At 34.0% G+C, this 20,944-nt stretch carries 20 protein-coding genes; 12 read left to right on the top strand and 8 right to left on the bottom strand.

Annotated features, from left to right (window positions below; genetic code table 11):
- Positions 1–60: 60 nt before the first annotated feature.
- Complete coding sequence (locus LNQ34_RS03385; RefSeq protein ID WP_229998654.1) at positions 61–909, bottom strand: transketolase; 849 nt, start codon at positions 907–909, stop codon at positions 61–63.
- 200 nt (positions 910–1,109) lie between these two features.
- The gene (locus LNQ34_RS03380) at positions 1,110–1,970 is read right to left on the bottom strand and encodes a polysaccharide deacetylase family protein (protein ID WP_229998653.1); all 861 of its coding nucleotides are present in this window, start codon (positions 1,968–1,970) and stop codon (positions 1,110–1,112) included.
- Between the two features lie 504 nt (positions 1,971–2,474).
- On the opposite strand from LNQ34_RS03380, the gene tgt reads away from it, so the two are divergent.
- The 12 genes from tgt (at position 2,475) to LNQ34_RS03320 (ending at position 15,391) form a co-directional block, all read left to right on the top strand.
- Positions 2,475–3,605, top strand: coding sequence for a tRNA guanosine(34) transglycosylase Tgt (tgt, locus tag LNQ34_RS03375; protein ID WP_017498446.1), 1,131 nt, complete (start codon positions 2,475–2,477; stop codon positions 3,603–3,605).
- 66 nt (positions 3,606–3,671) lie between these two features.
- Positions 3,672–4,760 carry an LptF/LptG family permease gene (locus LNQ34_RS03370; RefSeq protein WP_202703879.1) on the top strand — a complete coding sequence of 363 codons (1,089 nt, stop codon included), beginning with the start codon at positions 3,672–3,674 and terminating at the stop codon, positions 4,758–4,760.
- Complete coding sequence (locus tag LNQ34_RS03365; protein WP_229998652.1) at positions 4,747–5,640, top strand: DMT family transporter; 894 nt, start codon at positions 4,747–4,749, stop codon at positions 5,638–5,640. The genes LNQ34_RS03370 and LNQ34_RS03365 overlap by 14 nt, the downstream gene beginning before the upstream one ends.
- A 47-nt stretch (positions 5,641–5,687) precedes the next feature.
- Positions 5,688–7,619, top strand: a complete 1,932-nt coding sequence (locus tag LNQ34_RS03360; protein ID WP_229998651.1) for an LTA synthase family protein — start codon at positions 5,688–5,690, stop codon at positions 7,617–7,619.
- 72 nt (positions 7,620–7,691) lie between these two features.
- A complete protein-coding gene (locus LNQ34_RS03355) occupies positions 7,692–8,279 on the top strand; it encodes a dual specificity protein phosphatase family protein (RefSeq protein ID WP_229998650.1) in 588 nt (195 codons plus the stop codon).
- 142 nt (positions 8,280–8,421) lie between these two features.
- A complete protein-coding gene (locus tag LNQ34_RS03350; protein ID WP_017498443.1) occupies positions 8,422–9,375 on the top strand; it encodes an acetyl-CoA carboxylase carboxyltransferase subunit alpha in 954 nt (317 codons plus the stop codon).
- Positions 9,376–9,514: 139 nt separating this feature from the next.
- Positions 9,515–11,059 (top strand): replicative DNA helicase, encoded by a 1,545-nt coding sequence (gene dnaB, locus LNQ34_RS03345; RefSeq protein WP_202704264.1) that lies wholly within the window; start codon positions 9,515–9,517, stop codon positions 11,057–11,059.
- Between the two features lie 138 nt (positions 11,060–11,197).
- Positions 11,198–11,575, top strand: a complete 378-nt coding sequence (locus LNQ34_RS03340) for a hypothetical protein (protein WP_202704265.1) — start codon at positions 11,198–11,200, stop codon at positions 11,573–11,575.
- 144 nt (positions 11,576–11,719) lie between these two features.
- Positions 11,720–12,220: a hypothetical protein gene (locus LNQ34_RS03335; protein ID WP_202704266.1), complete on the top strand. Its 501-nt coding sequence runs from the start codon at positions 11,720–11,722 to the stop codon at positions 12,218–12,220.
- A 1-nt stretch (position 12,221) separates the two neighbouring features.
- Entirely contained in the window at positions 12,222–13,013 is a 792-nt protein-coding gene (locus tag LNQ34_RS03330; protein ID WP_229998649.1) for a sensor histidine kinase, read from the top strand.
- 114 nt (positions 13,014–13,127) lie between these two features.
- Entirely contained in the window at positions 13,128–13,793 is a 666-nt protein-coding gene (locus LNQ34_RS03325) for a response regulator transcription factor (protein WP_017498438.1), read from the top strand.
- Positions 13,794–14,131: 338 nt separating this feature from the next.
- The gene (locus LNQ34_RS03320) at positions 14,132–15,391 is read left to right on the top strand and encodes an asparagine synthetase B (protein WP_229998648.1); all 1,260 of its coding nucleotides are present in this window, start codon (positions 14,132–14,134) and stop codon (positions 15,389–15,391) included.
- Between the two features lies 1 nt (position 15,392).
- Here LNQ34_RS03320 and LNQ34_RS03315 read toward each other — a convergent pair whose 3' ends face one another.
- The 6 genes from LNQ34_RS03315 to LNQ34_RS03290 form a co-directional block, all read right to left on the bottom strand.
- Complete coding sequence (locus LNQ34_RS03315) at positions 15,393–16,196, bottom strand: endonuclease/exonuclease/phosphatase family protein (protein WP_202704269.1); 804 nt, start codon at positions 16,194–16,196, stop codon at positions 15,393–15,395.
- 132 nt (positions 16,197–16,328) lie between these two features.
- Complete coding sequence (locus tag LNQ34_RS03310) at positions 16,329–16,583, bottom strand: hypothetical protein (RefSeq protein ID WP_346432358.1); 255 nt, start codon at positions 16,581–16,583, stop codon at positions 16,329–16,331.
- 80 nt (positions 16,584–16,663) lie between these two features.
- A complete protein-coding gene (locus tag LNQ34_RS03305) occupies positions 16,664–17,332 on the bottom strand; it encodes a DNA-binding transcriptional response regulator (RefSeq protein ID WP_229998647.1) in 669 nt (222 codons plus the stop codon).
- Between the two features lie 10 nt (positions 17,333–17,342).
- Positions 17,343–17,864 carry a sensor histidine kinase gene (locus tag LNQ34_RS03300; protein ID WP_229998646.1) on the bottom strand — a complete coding sequence of 174 codons (522 nt, stop codon included), beginning with the start codon at positions 17,862–17,864 and terminating at the stop codon, positions 17,343–17,345.
- 8 nt (positions 17,865–17,872) lie between these two features.
- Positions 17,873–18,970, bottom strand: coding sequence for a hypothetical protein (locus LNQ34_RS03295; protein ID WP_229998645.1), 1,098 nt, complete (start codon positions 18,968–18,970; stop codon positions 17,873–17,875).
- A 155-nt stretch (positions 18,971–19,125) separates the two neighbouring features.
- Positions 19,126–20,856, bottom strand: a complete 1,731-nt coding sequence (locus LNQ34_RS03290; RefSeq protein WP_229998644.1) for a tetratricopeptide repeat-containing sensor histidine kinase — start codon at positions 20,854–20,856, stop codon at positions 19,126–19,128.
- Positions 20,857–20,944 lie beyond the last annotated feature (88 nt).

Below are 20,944 nucleotides of genomic sequence, written 5' to 3'. Positions count from 1 at the left end.
GTACGCGATAGGCTGTAGGCAATAGGCATAAAGCTTACTGCTTAAGGCTTAAAGCTGTTTTTAATAGTCTGCTAAAGTTGATGTGTTTTGAGCCAGAGCACTTGCCAACTGATCGTTGTTTGGTGCTTTACCGTGCCATGCATGTGTGTGCATCATAAAATCAACTCCGTTACCCATTTCTGTATATAGCAAAATGCAAACTGGTTTTCCTTTTCCGGTTTTTGATTTCGCATCGTTTAAACCTGCAATAATAGCTTCTATGTTGTTTCCTTCTTTAATTTCAAGAACGTCCCAGTCAAAAGCTTCAAATTTTGCACGAAGGCTTCCCATTGCTAAAACTTCGTCAGTTGTTCCGTCAATTTGTTTCCCGTTAACGTCTACAGTTGCAATAAGGTTGTCTACTTTTTTAGCAGAAGCATACATGATCGCTTCCCAGTTTTGACCTTCTTGTAATTCACCATCTCCGTGTAAGCTGTAAATTAAATGATTGTCACCATTTAATTTTTTTGCCTGTGCTGCACCAATAGCTACAGATAAACCTTGTCCTAGTGAACCAGAAGCCATGCGAATTCCAGGTAATCCTTCATGAGTTGTTGGATGTCCTTGCAAACGAGAGTTTAGTAATCTGAAAGTAGCAAGCTCTGAAACAGGGAAATAACCGCTACGTGCTAATACGCTATAAAAAACAGGAGAAATATGTCCGTTTGAAAGGAAGAAGATGTCTTCTCCGATTCCGTCCATATCAAAACCTTCTTTACGTTCCATAATGTTTTGGTACAGTGTTACCAAAAATTCAGTACAACCTAATGAACCACCTGGGTGACCTGAGTTGACAGCATGTACCATGCGAAGAATATCTCTTCTTACTTGGATAGTTAAATCGCTTAATTGTTGTGTGTTAGGCTTCATTTTATGTGTAAAAGTTAAACTGGTGCAAAAGTAATTTTTATTTTGCGGGGAGACAAATGATTTTCCGGTTTAGTTTGCGCTAATGATGAAATTATCCCACTTTTTTGTGTCAATATGGAGAAAAAATGGGTTGTTTTGGTTTTGTAAAGCCCAAAAAAGGCAAGGCCATGATTTCAAAGGGGAATGGGCTAATTGTCAAATTATCTAATTGATGCAATCTCTCGCCAGGTCACTAGTTGAATGTTATTTTCTTTCAGCTTTGCCCCGCAGTCTTCACTGGTGAAAAAGTCAAAGTCAATTTGTCGCCAGGCCGAACCAAAATTGGGATGATTTAGGGTGATGCCCTGCATTTCGAAATCGTCAAAAGCAGGGTGAAGCAGAAATACATTTAATCCCGGAATAACATTGTCCAGCGCCTTGGAGTATGATTTCCTTAATTCTCCTTTTTCAAAGTCCGAAAAATATCCAATCAATAAATGATCAGCGAGAAGAGTGTCTTCAAAATGGTATTTTTCGTTAGATAAACTGATGGATTCAACAAATTGTTTGTTAATGAAAACCGGAAGATTATATTGTTTTCCGAGTTCTTTATAGATTTCTAAAATTTCAGGAGTTACACCCACGCTGCACATGTGTGAATCAAGATGGGTAGGCTGTATTCCAAATTGTAAAGCTTTTTCGATTTGAGCAGTAAGTTCTTTCCTGATTTCAGGAAGTTTGGCATTATTTCTAAAATCAGTTCTGTTTTTGTAGAAATGACCATTTTGATCAGTTAAACTTGAAACCTCAGAAAGCGGAAGGACCGGACCAAATTTGTAATACTCCCACTCGCAGGTTAAGGTGAGGTGAATACCACAATCGTACTGTGGATTGTCTTTGGCAAAATTAGCCATTTCGAAAAACCATGGACAGGGAACCATTATGCTGTAAGAGTTTACAAAGCCATTTTGCAGTGTTTTTATGGTCGCCTGATTTTCAGAATGAGACAGACCAGCATCATCAGCATGAATAATTAATAGTTTAGTGTTTTCAGGATATCCAAGTTTTTGTGCTAGGTTCATTTTTTAGTTGTCTTTTTGTATAGAGGAGATTAAGAGGATTTTCTGTTTTATCAAATTTAGATTTTTTTCATGATAAATGTGTATTATGGTTTTAAGTTTTAGGTTTCACGTTTTAGGTTTCAAGTTTTAGGTTTCAGGTTTCAGGTTTCAAGTTTCAGGCTTAAAAATTTCAAGTTTCAGGTTTCAAGTTTCAAGTTTCAAGTTTCAAGTTTCAAGTTTCAAGTTTCAGGTTTCAGGTTTCAGGTTTTAAGTTTTAAGTTTCAGGTTTCAGTCTTAAAAGTTTCAAGTTTCAGGTTTCTTTCGCATTAAAAATAAAGTTGTCTAAATAATCAGACTATCCAACAATCCAACAATCCAACAATCTAACAATCCAATAATCTAACAATCCAGTAATCTAACAATCCAGTAATCCAACATCTAAATGATCTAATTTTCTAATTGCCAAATTATCTAATTAATTTTCCCTGAAATTAGCTTATCTTTGCCGACTGAAAAAAGAAACAGATGAAGTTTGATTTATTACAAAGAGATCCGCAATCTAAAGCAAGAGCGGGAAGTATTACTACAGATCACGGTGTAATCGAAACGCCTATTTTTATGCCAGTTGGGACGGTGGCTTCTGTAAAAGGAGTGCATCAGCGAGAACTTAAAGACGATATCAATCCGGATATTATTCTTGGAAATACCTATCATTTGTATTTACGTCCGCAGACCGAAATTTTGGAGAAAGCAGGTGGATTGCATAAATTTATGAATTGGGATCGTAATATTTTAACAGATTCTGGAGGATATCAGGTGTACTCTCTTTCTAATAACAGAAAAATTAAGGAAGAAGGAGTAAAGTTCAAATCTCATATTGATGGTTCGTACCACTTTTTTTCGCCGGAAAGCGTAATGGAAATTCAACGTACTATTGGGGCCGATATTATTATGGCTTTTGATGAATGTACGCCATACCCATGTGATTACAGATATGCACAGCGTTCGATGCACATGACCCACCGCTGGTTAGATCGTTGTATCAATCACTTGGATAAAGTGCCTTATAAATATGGATACGAGCAAACATTTTTTCCAATTGTTCAGGGAAGTACTTATAAAGATTTACGTCGTCAGTCGGCAGAATATATTGCCAATGCAGGACAACAAGGAAATGCAATTGGAGGTTTGTCTGTAGGAGAACCTGCAGAAGAAATGTATGCCATGACCGAAGTAGTTTGCGAAATTTTACCGGAGGACAAACCACGTTATTTAATGGGGGTTGGAACTCCGATTAATATTTTAGAAAATATTGCTTTAGGAATCGATATGTTCGATTGTGTAATGCCAACCCGTAATGCCAGAAACGGTATGTTGTTTACAGCAAACGGAACCATCAACATCAAGAATAAAAAGTGGGAAGCTGACTTTTCTCCAATCGATGAAATGGGACATACTTTTGTGGATACAGAATACACAAAAGCGTATTTACGTCACTTATTTGCGGCTAATGAGTATTTAGGAAAACAAATTGCGACTATTCACAATCTTGGTTTTTACATGTGGTTGGTTCGTGAAGCCAGAAAACATATCTTAGCAGGCGATTTCAGACCATGGAAAGAAATGATGGTTAAAAATATGAGTCAAAGACTATAAAAAAGTTGATTTGTTTAATCGATTATTCGGTTAAACGATTAAACAAATAATCGATTAAACTTTGCTATGTTAACGATAATAGATAAGTATATTTTAAAAAGATATTTAGCCACTTTCTCGGTGATGATCTTGTTATTTATTCCAATTGGAATTGTAATTGACGTTTCTGAAAAGGTGAATAAGATGTTGGAAAATAAAGTTCCGTTTACTGCAATTGCGATTTATTATTACAATTTTACGGTTTATTTTGCGAACTCCCTCTTTCCGATCTTTTTGTTTTTATCTGTAATTTGGTTTACTTCAAAACTGGCCAATAATACAGAAATTATTGCTGTCTTAAGTTCCGGAATTTCATATTCACGTTTTTTAAGACCTTATATTATTGGCGCTTCAATCGTTTCGGTTTTTGTGCTTTTATTGGGATTTTTTATTGTTCCTGCGGCCAGTGAAGGTTTTAATAATTTTAGGTATACTTACTTAAAAGGTAACGGAAAAGTAGAGATGTTGGGTAATAATACCAATGTATATCGACAAATTAATGACAACGATTTTATTTTTGTCAATAGCTTTAATGAAGAGTCTAAAACAGCCTTTAATTTTACATTAGAACATTTCGAAAATGAAAAGCTGAACTATAAAATTACGGCCAGCCGTATCAAATGGGATCCTAAATCTAAGACTTATGCTTTGTATGATTATACAAAAAGAACTCTGGGAGAATTAAACGATCAGATCGAAAAAAGTCCTGAGAAAAGAGTTGCTTTCAAGTTTGAACTAGCCGATTTAACTCCCGTAGTTTACATTGCAGAAACCTTACCGCTTGGAAAACTGATCGATTTTATTGAAAAAGAACGTAAAAGAGGTTCGGGGAATATTAATACTTATTTAGTTGTATTGTACAAAAAATACAGTGTACCCGTTTCTGCTTTTATTCTGACTATTATCGCGGTGGCGGTTTCATCAATGAAGCGCCGTGGAGGTATGGGGACGAATCTGGCGATCGGAATTGCAATTGCCTTTTCGTTTGTGTTTTTTGATAAAATATTCGGAACATTAGCCGAAAAATCTACCTTCTCACCTTTATTTGCTGTTTGGTTCCCGAATATTGTTTTCGGAATCCTGGCAGTTTACTTATTACGTAATGCGAAACGATAATTTAAAAAGTTATTTAAATCTTCATTTAATTGTTTTTATATGGGGTTTCACGGCCATTTTGGGTGCTTTGATAACTATTGATGCCGAAAATCTGGTTTGGTTCAGAATGCTTCTCGCGGGAGTTTTTCTCGCAGCATTTATTGTGTACAAAAAACAATCATTTGTAATCTCGGCGACTTCCTTTGCGAAACTGATTTTTGTAGGATTACTGATTGCGCTTCACTGGATTTTCTTTTTTAGAGCGATACACGTTTCCAACGTTTCTATAACACTTTCGATATTCTCACTCGGTGCATTTTTTGCGTCGTTACTGGAACCTCTTTTTTACGGAAGAAAAATTTTATTCTACGAAGTTTTCTTCGGATTGATTATTATGGCCGGTTTAGCATTGATTATGCAGGTCGAGGTAAAGTATCTGCATGGAATGTATTATGCCTTAGCTGCTATTATTCTGGGGGTTTTATTTACTTTAATGAATGGAAAATTGATAACAGAACACCATCCTTCTGTAATTACTTTTTATGAGTTTGCCGCCGGAGTATTCTTTATTTCAATTTATTTTTTAGTACAGGGAAAATTCACTGCCGATTTTTTTAGAATGTCACTAAACAACTGGGCTTTATTGCTTGTTTTGGCTTCGGTTTGTACCGCTTATGCCTTTACTGCTTCAGTGAAAGTGATGCAGAAATTAACGCCTTATACCGTGATGTTAACGACTAATTTAGAGCCTGTTTACGGAATTATGCTGGCTTATTTTATTCTTGGAGAAAAAGAAAAAATGAGCACCGAATTTTATATTGGCGCCCTGATAATTGTAGTTACGGTTATTGCGAATGGTATGATAAAACATTATTTAGAAAATAAAAAAGCTAAAAAGTAAGATTTGTCTTATATTTGCGTTTTGTTTGAAAAATAATGTTGCGCAAAATGTATGATAATTTCCGATTAAATGAGTTAAAGGTTCTTCTTTACAGACTTTCATTAGCTTATATTTTTTATTTCCTTGCGAGGATTCTCTTTTATTTGTTCAATAAAAATTTGCTCAAAGTTGATTCTGTTCTCGAATTGCTGAGACTTTCTTATTATGGGCTTGCTTTTGATACAACAGCTATTTTGTATGTCAATTTGCTTTTTATTGTATTATCAATTCTTCCATTAGTTAAAAACACCAGTAAAGGATATCAAAAAATCCTTTTTTATCTTTATTTTGGTACGAACTTAACCGCCTATGCAACCAATTTTGTAGATTTCATTTATTACAAGTATACTTTTGCCAGAACTACAATGGCGGTAATGAATGTTCTGGAACATGAGACGAATAAAAAGATATTAGCTTTTAGTTTCATGATCGATTATTGGTATGTCTTTCTTTTGTTTTTTGTTTTTGCGACACTTTGGATAGGATTGTACAACGAAGTGAAGGTTAAAATGCAGATTCATCTGAATAGGATTTATTATTTTGGATTTTCGATTCTTACCTTTTTACTTATTATTTTATTAGTAATTGGCGGTATCAGAGGAGGAGATTTTAAAAAATCAACCAGACCTATTAATCTTTTGGATGCCAGTGATCATGTAACCCGTATTGCGCATTCGGATATTGTTCTTAATACGCCTTTTGCAATTATCAGAACATTATTTACCAACAGCTTTGCCAAACCTGATTATAAGGATGTAAACGAAGAAGTGATACTTGAAAAAGTGCAGCCTATAAAACAGTACGCCAATAATCCGGTTACGAAACCCAATATTGTTCTTTTTATACTGGAAAGTTATGGAAGAGAATATATAGGTGCTTTTAACAAAGAAGCTAAGATTCGCAATTACAAAAGTCATGCGCCATTTTTGGATTCTTTGTCTCAGCATAGTTTGATTTTTACAAATGCCTATGCAAACGGACGACAGTCGATACATGGAATGTCGTCTGTTTTGGCTGGAATTCCGTCTTTTAAGGATGCGTTTACGTCATCGCCTTATCCCAAACAAAAGATTGAATCGTTGGTTTCTACATTAAAAGGGATTGGCTATACTACTTCTTTCTTTCATGGTGCTGCTAATGGTTCGATGGGATTTTTGGGTTTTGCGAACATTCTGGGCATTGATCATTATTATGGAAGAACGGAGTTTAATGATGATTCTCAGTTCGATGGTTATTGGGGAATTTGGGATGAACCCTTTTTGCAGTTTATGGAGAAAACCCTCAATAAGGAGCAAACGCCTTTTTTTGCCAGTGTATTTACGGTTTCTTCTCATGAACCTTATATTATTCCCGATAAGTATAAAAACAGATTTAATGAAGGTGGCGTACCCATACATAAATGTGTGGAATATACAGATTATGCCCTGAAGAGATTTTTTGATGAGGCTAAAAAGGCTCCCTGGTTTTCTAATACCATATTTGTTTTTGTGGCCGATCATTGTAATCAGGTTTATTACGACGAATATCAAAAGGCAATAAATCATTATGCTGTTCCAATTATTATATACCATTCTAATAGTAAATATGTAGGTGTTGATACTGATTTTGCCCAACAAATTGATATTTACCCTACGATTCTGGATATGATAGGTTATCGAAGACCTTTTAGAAGTTGGGGAAGAAGTTTATTGGATAAAAAAGATTCAGCTCCGTTTGTGATCAATTCAACCGGTACAATTTATCAGTTTTCTAAAGGAAATTACATCTGTACTTTTGATGGGCAAAAGGTTTTAGGTTTCTATGATAAGAATGATAAAGATTTAAAGAAAAATTTGATAGGCAGTAGAAATGCGGAGATGAATGAGATCGATGTAAATTGTAAGGCTTTTATTCAGGACTATTATGATCGAATAATGGATCACAAATTATATTACGAATAAGAAAGTGGTTTCTTTTTTACTTTTATTGCTTTTTTTGTAGTAATTTCGCTACAAAAAAAGTGAAGTATGAATATGAAAAAGAAAATTATTGCCTCTTTGGTTGTGGCAGTTGCGCTAGTTTGGATTGTAAAATATGTTTATGATGTACATGTCAATCATAATTTTGAGACCATAACAAAGAATAAAGTGTACAAATCCGGTGTAATTCCGCCTGATCAATTGGAACGTTATATTAAGAAATACCATATTAGATCGGTTATTGATTTGCGTTTTCCGGGAACGCAGGATTTAAAAAACAATCCGGAAATTCCTTCAGAACTAACCGCTGAAAAAAATGCGATTGAGAAAATAAAAGGAGTGAATTATTTTAATAACGGATCCGATCAGATTCCTACTCAGGAGAATCTGGATGCTTTTTTTAAGATAATGGATAATGAAAATAACTATCCGGTTTTGATCCATTGTTATCATGGTATTGGCAGAGCTCAGTTGTATTCGGCGTTGTATCGTATAGAATATGAGGGTTTTGCAAATGAAGCGGCTCGCAAAAAGATCAGAATGATACTTAAATTTAGCTCTTTTGACGATGGTACTCCAAAAGGGGAGTATCTGAAAAACTACAAGCACAGAAAAAAGTGCAAATTGAAAGAAGCAATTTAAGGACTAGTATGACAGGTTCTAAAAGAGCATTTTGAAGTAAATCTTAAATCTATTTTTTTATACTTTAATATTAAATTAGAGAAATAAACAGTTTAATATTTTTATATTTGCGGTTCGATTTACAAACAAAATTCAAAAATCCATGGAATATTTAGATTTTGAGCTTCCGATTAAAGAACTTGAAGAACAGTTAGAAAAGTGTGTCATAATTGGAAAAGAATCTGATGTTGATGTAACACCAACCTGCAAGGAAATCAACAAAAAATTAGAGCAAACTAAGAAAGAAATATACAAAAACCTTACAGCCTGGCAACGTGTTCAGCTGTCAAGACATCCAAATAGACCTTATACTTTAGATTATATCAAAGCACTTTGCGGAGATACATTTTTAGAGCTTCACGGAGACAGAAGTTTTAAAGATGATAAAGCGATGGTGGGTGGATTAGGAAAAATAAACGGACAGTCGTTTATGATCGTAGGTCAGCAAAAAGGTTTCAATACCAAAACCCGTCAGTACCGTAATTTTGGTATGGCAAACCCTGAAGGATACCGCAAAGCTTTGCGTTTGATGAAAATGGCAGAGAAGTTTGGAATCCCGGTTTTAACTTTAGTAGACACTCCGGGTGCATATCCGGGACTTGAGGCTGAAGAAAGAGGGCAGGGAGAGGCCATCGCCAGAAACATTTTTGAAATGGTTCGTTTGCAAGTGCCTATTATCACTATTATTGTTGGTGAAGGAGCTTCAGGAGGAGCATTAGGAATTGGTGTAGGAGATAAAGTGTATATGTTAGAGAATACCTGGTATTCTGTAATTTCTCCAGAATCTTGTTCTTCAATTTTATGGAAAAGCTGGGAGTACAAAGAACGTGCTGCCGACGCTTTAAAATTGACTTCATCTGATATGAAAAAACAAAAATTAGTTGATGATGTGATCCCGGAACCATTAGGAGGAGCACACTACGATCGCGAAACCACTTTCAAAACAGTAGCGGAGTACATCACTAAAGGATATAATGAATTGAAAGACTTATCAACACATGATCTGATTGCCCAAAGAATGGACAAGTACAGTAAGATGGGGGAGTATAAAGAGTAAATTCTTACAAAATGAATTAAAATCCGAAGCCTTACAGTTTCGGATTTTTTTTTGGTTATGAACAAAAAAACATATTTATAAACAATTAATAGTTATAACTCAATAGCAATTTTTTTTTAAATTTTGCTACTTTCGCTATATGGAAAATTTCAAGAATGTAAATCCTGTAAAGGTAGATAAAACCACAATTATTAATTTAGAAAAAGGAAAACTTCCGCCGCAAGTGCTTGAATTGGAGGAGGCTGTTCTTGGTGCGATGATGATTGATAAAAAGGGGGTTGATGATGTAATTGATATTTTACAGGCTGATGCTTTTTATAAAGAGGGACATAAATTTATTTTTGAAGCGATCGTTCAGCTTTTTACCGAAACACAGCCAATCGATTTGCTGACGGTTTCGGCACAATTAAAGAAGAATGGAAAATTAGAGTTAGCCGGAGGAGATTTTTATTTAATTCAGCTTACTCAAAAAATTGCTTCTTCTGCGCATATCGAATTCCACTCTCGTATTATCCTTCAAAAATTCATTCAAAGAAGTTTGATTCGAATTTCGTCCGAAATTATTGAAGCCTCTTATGATGAAACAGCAGACGTGTTTGATTTGCTGGATCAGGCCGAATCTAAACTTTATGAAGTAACACAAGGAAATATCAAACGTAGTTCTGAAACGGCTCAGAGTTTGGTACTTCAGGCTAAAAAGAAAATTGAAGAGATTGCGAAAAAGGAAGGATTGAGTGGTGTGGAAACCGGTTTTCATAATTTGGACAAATTGACTTCAGGATGGCAGCCTAGTGATTTAATTATTATCGCGGCGAGACCTGCGATGGGAAAAACGGCCTTTGTACTTTCAATGGCGAGAAATATAGCCATTCAGTACGGGCATGGGGTGGCTTTGTTCTCTCTGGAGATGGCATCCGTTCAGTTGATTACAAGGTTAATTTCGTCAGAAACTGGATTGTCATCAGAAAAACTTCGTACCGGTAAATTAGAACCCCACGAATGGGAAATGTTGAGTACCAAAGTAAAAGATCTGGAAAAAGCACCTTTGTTTATTGATGATACACCTTCGCTTTCTATTTTTGACTTGAGAGCAAAATGCCGTCGTTTGGCTTCACAGCACGGAATTAAAATTATTATTATTGATTATTTGCAGCTGATGACTGCCGGAGGAAATAATAAAGGAGGTGGAAATCGTGAACAGGAGATTTCTACTATTTCCCGAAACTTAAAAGCCCTGGCAAAAGAGCTAAACGTTCCGGTAATTGCACTTTCGCAGTTATCGCGTGCCGTTGAAACGCGTGGATCCAGTAAACGTCCGTTGCTTTCGGATCTTCGTGAATCTGGAGCTATCGAGCAGGATGCCGATATCGTTTCGTTTTTATACCGACCGGAATACTACAAAATTGAAGAGTGGGATGACGATGAAGCATCACCAACTGCAGGTCAGGCAGAGATTATGATCGCCAAACACCGTAACGGGGGGATCGAAAACATTCGATTGAAATTCTTAGGACATCTTGGAAAGTTTGATAATCTTGATGATTTTTCAGGTAGTTATGACGATTTGCCATCAAAAATGAATCATGACGATAATTCTTTTATAACTAAAAGCCTGCCTTCGGCCAATGAAGCTTTCGGCAGTAATTTAAATGACGACGATGACGACAACGATGTTCCGTTTTAATAAAACAATTTAGCCTCATTTTGAGGCTTTTTTTATGCTTTTATATTAATACTTTTCCTAGAAAATTCTGTAGTTTAGCTAAACAATTGCGTAAAGCGATTAATGAATTAAACTTTAACCCAAAAACAAATTTAAATTATGTCAGAAGAAAAAAAATTAGGATCAGTTGAAGTCAGTTTGGCTGTTGGTCAGGAATGGGCTCGGAAATTTCGAAAGTCCAAAGAAGGTAAAGAGAAAGTAGATGCTTATCTGATTCCGTTAGAGAGTATCAAGTTGGTATTAGACCAGGACATTGACGCCGTGCGTGCTTATGTAGGGATTAATAATGCCGGAGAGCAAAACTTAATGCTTGTGGGTACAAAACTAGATCCAAAAACAGGTGTTTATGTAGATGTTTTCAAAAAACAGCTAGCCGCAGCGGGAGCAAGAACTGCCGGAGATGGTGAAGATGTACTTTACGATGCTTCTCGTCCTTGTCCTCCGTACACCGACCCGAATAGTCCAATGAATCAATAGTTGATGGATAATTTTCTAATATATTCAGGTTATTTGGTACTCTTACTTAACCTGATTTTATATACATATAGCTTTTTCCTACGGGAAAAAGCTAATGTTTTTTTTACAGTTTATGTCGTGTTTTTATGTGTTATTCAATTCACGATGGAGCTGTTATACCGTTTTCAGATTGAAAATTTATTTTTTGTAAACATCTATTTTATTGGTCAAATGGTTTTATTAGGATTGTTTTACAAATCAATTTTAGGACAAAAAAGACAAAAAGCATTTGTAGACTGGAGTCTGACTTTAATGTTGTTCGTTTTGGCCGTCCAGTGTTTGATTAATACAGAACAATTTTTTAAATTTAATTTGTTTGCCATTACGGCGACTTCCTTGCTAAGTGTTGTATATGCTTTATTGCATTTTTATAATATGCTGACCGATGACAGGAAGTACTATTATTTTACAGTGGGATTGTCTTCTTATTTACTGGTAAGTACGGTCCTTTTTTTAGTGGGTAATCTTACCCTCGGATTAAGCGATGATTTAAAATATTTTACATGGAGACTAAATGCTTTTTTCGTACTGTTGTATTATCTATTTATCTTATACGAATGGAAAGTAAGTTTTAATCCAAAAAATAAAATTAATAATCAGATATGATATGAGTGGAAGCCCGGTTTACGAAAAAGAGATAGTTGCCATCATCTTGTACACATCATGTTTTTTTATGGTTGTGGCATTTTTCTTAGTGGCCTTCTTTTATTTTTCGAGAAAGAAAATTATTCAGAAGGAAGTAGAGAAAAGAGATTTGGAAATTCAGTATCGAAAGGAACAATTGCATGCAGTTATTGTTACTCAGGAAGAAGAGCGAAAAAGAATCGCTCAGGATTTGCATGATGACATCAGTTCTAAGCTCAATATAGTTTCATTAAATTCACATTTACTATCCTCCCCAAATTTAACGGAAGCTGAGACAAATGAAATTACGGATACAATTATTAGTCTAACGGCTAAAGCATTAGAGAATTCCAGAAAAATTGCCCATAATTTATTACCCCCGGTTTTTGAAAAGTTTGGTCTGAATGCCGGAGTCCGGGAACTTTGTGACGAATTTGAAAGTTCTAAGGCGGTAAAAGTGCATTATCATAATGGAATTGATTTTGACTCGAATCATAATGACCGACATTTACATATTTTTCGAATTCTGCAGGAATTAATGAACAATTCTTTACGCCATGGTAAAGCTACCGAAATTTGGATTGATTTTAAAGTAGAAAATGAGATTCAGACTTGTTATTATAAAGATAATGGAATTGGTTTTGACAGCGAAAATGCCGAAAATCAGAAGGGATTGGGTATGAAAAATATAGATAGCCGTATTTCGTTTTTGAAAGGAATAATCGAAATTCATTCGGAAATTGGTAAAGGTATTAGCGTAGTTTTTACTTTTTAGGTTAAAAAAGGGCAATAAAATAGGTTTTTACCTAATATATTGTGGTTGTAGTACTTTTTTCTGCTTCATATTTTGTAATTTCGGTGTACCAAAAGACCAAAAACAAAAAATCAAATGAGTGCCGCTATTAAAATTGCTTTAGTAGATGACGAAGTTTTGTTCCGTAAAGGGATTTCTTTTTTATTGCAAAGAGAAGATAATATCGATATTATTTTTGAAGCATCAAACGGAGAAGAACTTCTGTTAAATTTAGACAACAGCGTGATCAAGCCTGATATTATTATCATGGATTTGAAAATGCCCATTTTAAATGGTGTCGAGGCTACAAAAATTATTCGGAAATCATTTCCCGAAATTAAAATTATTGCGCTAACCAGCTATGATACAAAATCATTTATTGCCAATATGATTCAGGTGGGAGCTGTAGCTTATCTGATAAAAAATACAACTCCAAAAGATTTAATTCATACCATCAATCAAGTAGCAAAAAAAGGTTTCTATTACAATGAGAGTGTACTGCAAACCATTCAGGAAACTATTATCTCCAGTAAAACTTCAAAAGGAAATCTGGAAACCGGTTTTCTTTCACAACGGGAAATAGAAATACTTCAGCTTATTTGCCAGCAAAAAACAACTTCAGAAATTGCAGATCATCTTTACTTAAGTCCCAGAACTGTAGAAGGGCACCGTAACAACTTATTGCTTAAAACAGAATCCAAAAATATAGCTGGTTTAGTAGTATATGCGATTCAGAATGAAATTGCTGTTTTAACGCTGTAAATCTAAGCTTGCTAAATATTGAATGGAGAGTACGTAGTATAAAATTATAATTAGCACGAGTATAACTATTCCTATTTTTTGTATCATACTTAATCCCTTAGGTTCTTGGTTGCTATCATTAAGCTTCATGCCTTTGTCTTTTTCATTGATTAAATTTACGCCCGGGGGAGAGCAAATGTAAGAATAATGTGCTTTTACAAAATAGGTGTTTCTACGTGATTTTGGCCGTGTATTTAATTATTTTCAGGTGTTTTTTTAACATTTGTCTACTTATAAAAGCGAAACAACTGTTGTGTTTTTTGAAGGTTCCTTTATATCTTTACTAAAATAATTTTCTAATGAAGAAGTGCTTAGTTTATATTTTCATATTGCTACTTTCATTCACGGCAAAAGCCTCGTTTATCCTACTTCCGATGGACGAAACCACACAGCAGAATCATCTTAAAGCCTACGGAATTACCTATTGGTGTTTAAGTAGAGACTATAAAGCAAGTTGGTTGTTAAATTATCGCGGAGGTTCATTTTTACTCCCGGATGCCGATGAAATCCGTAAAGAATGTAAAATAAGAGGAGTAAGTTTTGAAATTCTTTCAGATACTGAGGAGGCTTCGATATTAAATGATATTTCAAGTCCATCCCAAAATATGGAATCTGTTATTTTAGAAAAAGCACCTAAAATTGCGGTTTATACACCAAAAGGGAAACAACCCTGGGACGACGCCGTAACTTTAGTTTTAACTTATGCTGAAATTCCTTTTACACCAATTTATGATGAAGAGGTTTTAAGTGATCAGCTGCTTCTTTACGATTGGCTGCATTTGCACCATGAAGACTTTACCGGACAATACGGTAAATTTTACTCTGCGTATAAAAATACACCCTGGTACATTGAACAAAAAAAAGACGCTGAGGCTCTGGCTGTAAAATTAGGGTATCCTAAAGTATCTCAGGAAAAAGGAGCAGTTGCAAAAAAGATCAGAGATTTTGTAATCGGTGGTGGATTTATGTTTGCGATGTGTTCTGCAACGGATAGTTTTGATATTGCACTTTCGGCAGATGGAGTTGATATCTGCGAAGCCATGTTTGACGGAGATGCCAGTGAGTCCAATTATCAGTCAAAATTGAATTATGGAAATTCGTTTGCCTTTAAAAATTTTACTTTGGAACGAAAACCGGAAGTTTATGAATTCTCAGATATTGACATGACCTCAAAACGCAGAATTCCTATGGAGAAAGATTATTTTTCTTTAATGGAGTTTTCCGCAAAATGGGATCCAATTCCTAGTATGTTGTGCCAGAATCATACACAATTAGTAAAAGGATTTATGGGCCAGACGACCTCATTTGATACCGATTTGATAAAATCAAATGTCCTGATAATGGGGACTTGCGAATTGAATGGAGAATCAAGATACATTCATGGCGAGAAAGGAAAAGGGATGTTTACTTTTTTTGGAGGACATGATCCTGAAGATTTTCAGCATCAGGTTGGAGATCCGCCTACCGTTTTAGATTTACACCCAAACTCTCCGGGGTACCGTCTCATTTTAAATAATGTTTTGTTTCCTGCAGCAAGAAAGAAAAAGCTGAAAACATAATCTAGTTCAGTGAAAATTCAATCCAGATTGGAATATGATCGGATATTTTTCGGGCTTCCTGAAGTGAATTAAAGTTTTTATAGAACGAAACAATACCGGAATTTATATAGTTTACTGACTTTTTGTGATAAAAAATATTATCAAATTCTGATGCCAGGCAAACAGTCTCTTTGCATTGTTGCTTTAAAGTAGTCTTTTGATTCTGTAAAGTAGAATGGTATCCCATTTTTTTTAATGGAGTAAATACAGAGTGAGATTGCGGGCAGTTAAAATCACCAACAAAGACCAAATTTAAGTTGGAATATTGTTCAGGCAGAAATTTAAAATATTTGATCTCCGTCTCAGGTTGCTTCTTTTTAGTGATAGCATGAAAATTGACTAATGTAATGCTCTTTTTATTGATTTCAAAAGTGCCCAGATAAGGCTCACGATCAATTTCTGAATGGTATTTTTTTTCCAGCCAGGCGTTACCTTTCAGTTTTACCTTGCTTGTTTTCCAGAGATAAGCGTATCGTTCTGTTTTATAGCTGTTTCCGCTTGTTGGGTTGCTTATGGTATAGTCCCATTTTGAGCCCTTATTGTTTAAAATTGCAGCAAGTTTTGCAACAGCCTGTGAACCGCCATATCCGGCAACAACTTCCTGAATTGCGATAATATCATAAGCAAGAACAGTATTTGCAATGAAATTCAGTTCTGATTCGGATTTTGATTTTCCTAAGTTCTCAATATTCCAGGATAGAATTTTAGTTTGTGAGTACGTGAGAACAGAAAAAAGGAAGAAAGTAAGACTTAATAAGTATTTCATGCTGTATTTAAAAATTCAAATATAGGCATTTCAAAATTCGATTATCGTTTAGTCGAATTCTGTTTCTAGTTTCAATGAGAATCTGTCTTAAAAAAGATTCTCATTGAAATTTAAGCATCAATAAATTTAAGATTAATGCTTTTTATACCTGTTTTTTAGAGCAGTACCAATTATAATGATTTGCAAAACAAGCAGAGCCGGAATAAAAATAATTTTCCAATCTACTTCCAGCCATCCTGTTTTTTCAGAAACGAAAGCAAAACTTAAGGATAGAAAAAGACAAAGTAACATTGTTTTCATTATGATCTTGTTTTTAGTTGTATTAATCTTCGAAACAAAAACCTGTAGAAAATTTCTTTTAGAGCTATTTTTGTATTTGATTTTCATTAGTTGACTAATAGATTACAGACAAAAGTAGATTTATTTAAAAACATTTCCTTACGGGAAACCGTAAAACCAATTAAAAATTAAATCAGACCAAAATCTTTGGCAATAGCAATTAGATGTACATTGTTATTTGCCTTAAAGTAAATCTTTAGTTTATTAATGCGTTTTTCGATACTGCTGGTCCCGTTTGGAGTGATCGAAGTTGCTTTAAATTCATTTGATATGTTATCTAAAATATAGCCTTGCGACAGAAGTTTTAAGATTGAAATGTCGTACGATTCAATTTCAAACAATGATTTTTCGTTGAAATTAAAAGACAAATCAGAAGAAAGTATTTTTTCTTCATTTCTAAAAGTTCCTTCAATCGCTTTTTTTAATTCGACGATACTATTACGCCCTTTAGAAACATAGGCACTAATGCCTAAATCATAAAAAAGAGATTTTATACGATAAGATTTGTCTTCTATAGAAAATACTATCTTTTTTATTTTAGGCTGAACTTCATTAACCGCTTCGATTAACTCTTCGCCACCGTTTAGAATAGTTTTACGATGATCCTTTTTAAAAGATAAATCAGTGATTAATAAATCGTATGGTTCATTATCCATAATAGCTTTTTTTACTTTATTTAATCCGTCGTCACAATATTTGACATGGTCAATTACAGGAACGTTTAGTTCTTCAAGCGCTTGAATTACGGCAATGCTGATACTGTCTAAATCTTCGGCAACTAAAATTTTTTTGAACATATTATTTTGTTTATTTGGGGAAATTGAAACTTAATTTAAAACCTGTTGTAGAATTTGAGTCAAAAATAATATTTCCATTTATAGTTTTAATACGGTTTTCCACATTTTGTAATCCTTTTTTTAGAATTATTGATCTATTAGTGGTTCCAACGCCATTATCATTATAAATTACAATCAATTTTTTTTTGGTTTTTTTTAAAGTTAAGATGACTAATGTGGCTTGACTGTGTTTTTTCATGTTTCCAAATAGCTCCTGAAGAACCCTGTAAAGGATTATTTTTTTGTTTTTTTCAAGCACTCTCCAGTTAATTGTGTCGAAACCATTAAGTATAATATTTAAATCAGGTGTTTTGTATTCTATAAGCATCTCTTTTAATACAAGACCATAGTTTTCATTGGTGTCTATAGCGCTATTTTCTTTTGAAATATTTCTTGTTTTGGAGTAGACTGTATTAAGATCATTCAGTAATTTTATTTTATTTTCTTCTTGATTGAGATTGGTATTTGATGAGAAATCTAATATCTGGTACATATTATCCGTTAATTCGTCACTAAGCTTTTTTGATATTCGTACTTCACTTTCGAGAACTGCATATTTTTTTCTTTTCTGTTTTTTGAGCGTAAGTGCATAAATGTCAGCATGCATAGCATTGTGATCACAAAGATGATAACGTATGAAATTATAGACCTGTTTTTTTGTTTTTCGAGTTGCAGTTCGTGTGCCGCTTTTTGAATTTTAAGTTGTAAATTTTCTTCTTTGCTTTGATTGAGATTGTATTTAATTACGGAAAATTGATTTTTCGTTTTTTTCTGGGCAACTGACATACTATCGATAAGTTTAATGTAAGCATTGGAGTATTTTTTCAAGTCTTTTGCGGTACTGGTTGCTATTAAAAGTTTTAGGGATTTTTTTTTGGTTCCGAAAGCGTTTATTTTGCAGGCAGCCTTGTATCCCATGGTTGCATATTGGTTGGACAGGGCTGTTTTTTTTGATAAATAATATTCGGAAAGATGATTAAAACTAAAGGGTAATGCTTCATCAGCTTTTACTTTTAATCTTATTTCCAATGCTTCATTAAAATAGACTAAGGCCCGAGGGTTTCTTAGTTTAAACAAACAGTTTCCCAAATTGTCTATCATGGTTGCATATTCAGTATAATCATAAGCATCAAGAGTATGCTGCTTTTTTTTATCGGCATAATATCCTTGTGTTGTAATTTTAAGATAGAGGTCTGTTGCCTTCTTGTAATGGTGTTGTTCTATATAAATAAGGCCGATATTGCTTAAAGTTTCAAGTTGTCTCCACGGGTTTGTTTTTAGGGCTAAAGCTTTTTTTAGATATAAAAGCGCATTGTCATAATCTTTGGTAGCAAGATAATTTAAACCCAGAATATTATAAGTATTCCAGGCAAATCTTGTTTTTTTTAAATGTGGGAGTAGAGGTAAAATTTTTGTAGTAACGGCCTCGCTATTGATATAATCACCTTGCGAATGATGAATATATCCCATGGCGATTAGGGCATCTGCATAATCCACAGTATTATTTTTAATATCAGCGAGTAGTATGATTTTATTATAGTTGTGAAAAGCACTATCAAGTTTGTCTTCTTCATATTGTCTGTCAGCAATAACTGTCAATCTTTTTACTTCCCGGGTATGATCTGTTTTTTTAGATTCCGTATCTCTTTTTTTCGAGCAGGATTCTAGGAAAAAGAATATACTTAAGGCTGTTAGAAGGCTTATTAAACAGTTTGTAATATTCTTGTTTGATAAGAACGTAAATATCAATTTTTTCATCGTATTATAGGGAATTTAATAAAAACTTTGAATCCCTTGTCAGGAAAAGAATCGATATCAATAGAGCCGTTTATAGCAAAAATTCTATTTTCGATATTGTTTAAACCATTTTTAGTAAGTACTTGATTTGCATCAATACCTTTACCGTTATCGACGTAGATAATTAGTATGTTTTTGTTTGTTTTTTTGAAAGTTATAAGGACTGAGGTTGCGGAGCTATGTTTCTTCATATTGACCAATAATTCCTGAATAGTTCTGTAGACAGCTACTTTTTTATTTTTTTTAATTTCACTCCATAAAATTGTATCTAAACCTTTAGTTAGAATATTTGTTTCGGAATTATTAAATTCTGAGATCATTTCATTTAAAGAAGCAGCATAATTTTTATTAGCAACAAGTGGGCAGTTTTCCTTTGAAATATCACTTGTTAGCGAGTAGATGTCTCTTAGGTTTTTTAATAAATTTTCTCTGTTTTTCGCTATAGAGAGATTTTTGTTTTCGATAAATGCCATAGTGTGATAAACATCGTTTGCCAGTTCATCGTGGAGTTTCTTTGAAATACGGGTCTCACTTTGATAAGTTGCTTCGATCTTTTGTCGATTTGCACGAGATGTGAGATAAAAATACAGGATTACAACTAGACTTAATGCCACAAGAATTATGATGTAGGATATAATATTTCTATTCTCCTGTCTTTCTATTTGTAATTCATTTTCGATTTTTTGAGACTTTAGCTTTAAGTTCTCTTCTCGCTCTCTTTTAGAATCGTACTTGATTCTTGCAAATTGATTTTTTACTTTCTGTCTTACTTCAAATATACTATCTACTATATTTACATACTTTGTAGCATATTTTCTTAATTCCTGATCAGAAGTATTTTTAATCAGCAGCTCCAGTGAGGACATTCTGTCTTCGACACTATTGGCAGCAGTGAATTTTTCATAGCTTAACAACATGTATTCTTTTGCTAAAGCAGAATTGCTTTTCTCGTAGAATTTTGCAAAATGAAGATAGCTTTTACCTAAATCAAAAGGACGGTTTTTTCTTTGCCTTATTTCAAGACTTTTGTTAAAATATAAAAGAGCTTCGTTCGGATTGTGTGTTTTAAAGTAGCAGAATCCAATATTGTCCAGTGCTTTGTTTTGAAACTCATCGTTGTTAAGAACTTCTTTCTTTGTTGTCAACGACAAAAAGATCTGGAGAGCTTCATTGTATTTCCCTTCTTCCATTAAGATAACAGCGATGTTATTTCTTGCTGCTAGTTTTCGCCACTCTTCTGTTTGTAACCGTAAGGCTTTTTGGTTGTATAATATGGCGTTCTTGTAATCGTACGTATTTAAGTAGTTGATGCTTAAAATAACATAAGTGCTCCATATTTGCGATTGTTTTTTTGCATACTTAAGATAAGGCAGTACTTCTTTAATGGTATTTTCGCTGCCTGTATAATCAGCGTGATCTTGCTGTATCTCTGCCATTCGGTTCAGAGAAGTAATGTAGTTTTCCGAATCTGTTACCGGATTGCAAATCGATCGTAGTTTGTTGTAATAAAAAAAGGCGCTGTCAAATTCTTTTTGGCTGTAAAAGCGATCTGCAGTTAGTATTGCTTCTTCAATTTCGGGTTTTGTGTTTTTGGGTTTGGGAGTATTTGAGGTTTTTTTCTGACAGGATTGCAGGGAAAAAAAAGTAAAGATAATAAATAGGAAAATGCGCATTCTGTAAGGTATCATGCGCCAAAAGTAAAGAATTAAAGTTCTTAAAAAAGCGTATAAATACCTGTTTTTCTATAAAATTTGATTTTATTTTTTAGGGTTGATT

Origin of the sequence: Flavobacterium lipolyticum, assembly GCF_020905335.1 — a bacterium.
In the GTDB taxonomy this organism is placed as follows: Bacteria; Bacteroidota; Bacteroidia; order Flavobacteriales; family Flavobacteriaceae; genus Flavobacterium; species Flavobacterium lipolyticum.
Note: the sequence above shows the minus strand (reverse complement) of the source record. Positions and strands in the feature narration are given on the sequence as shown.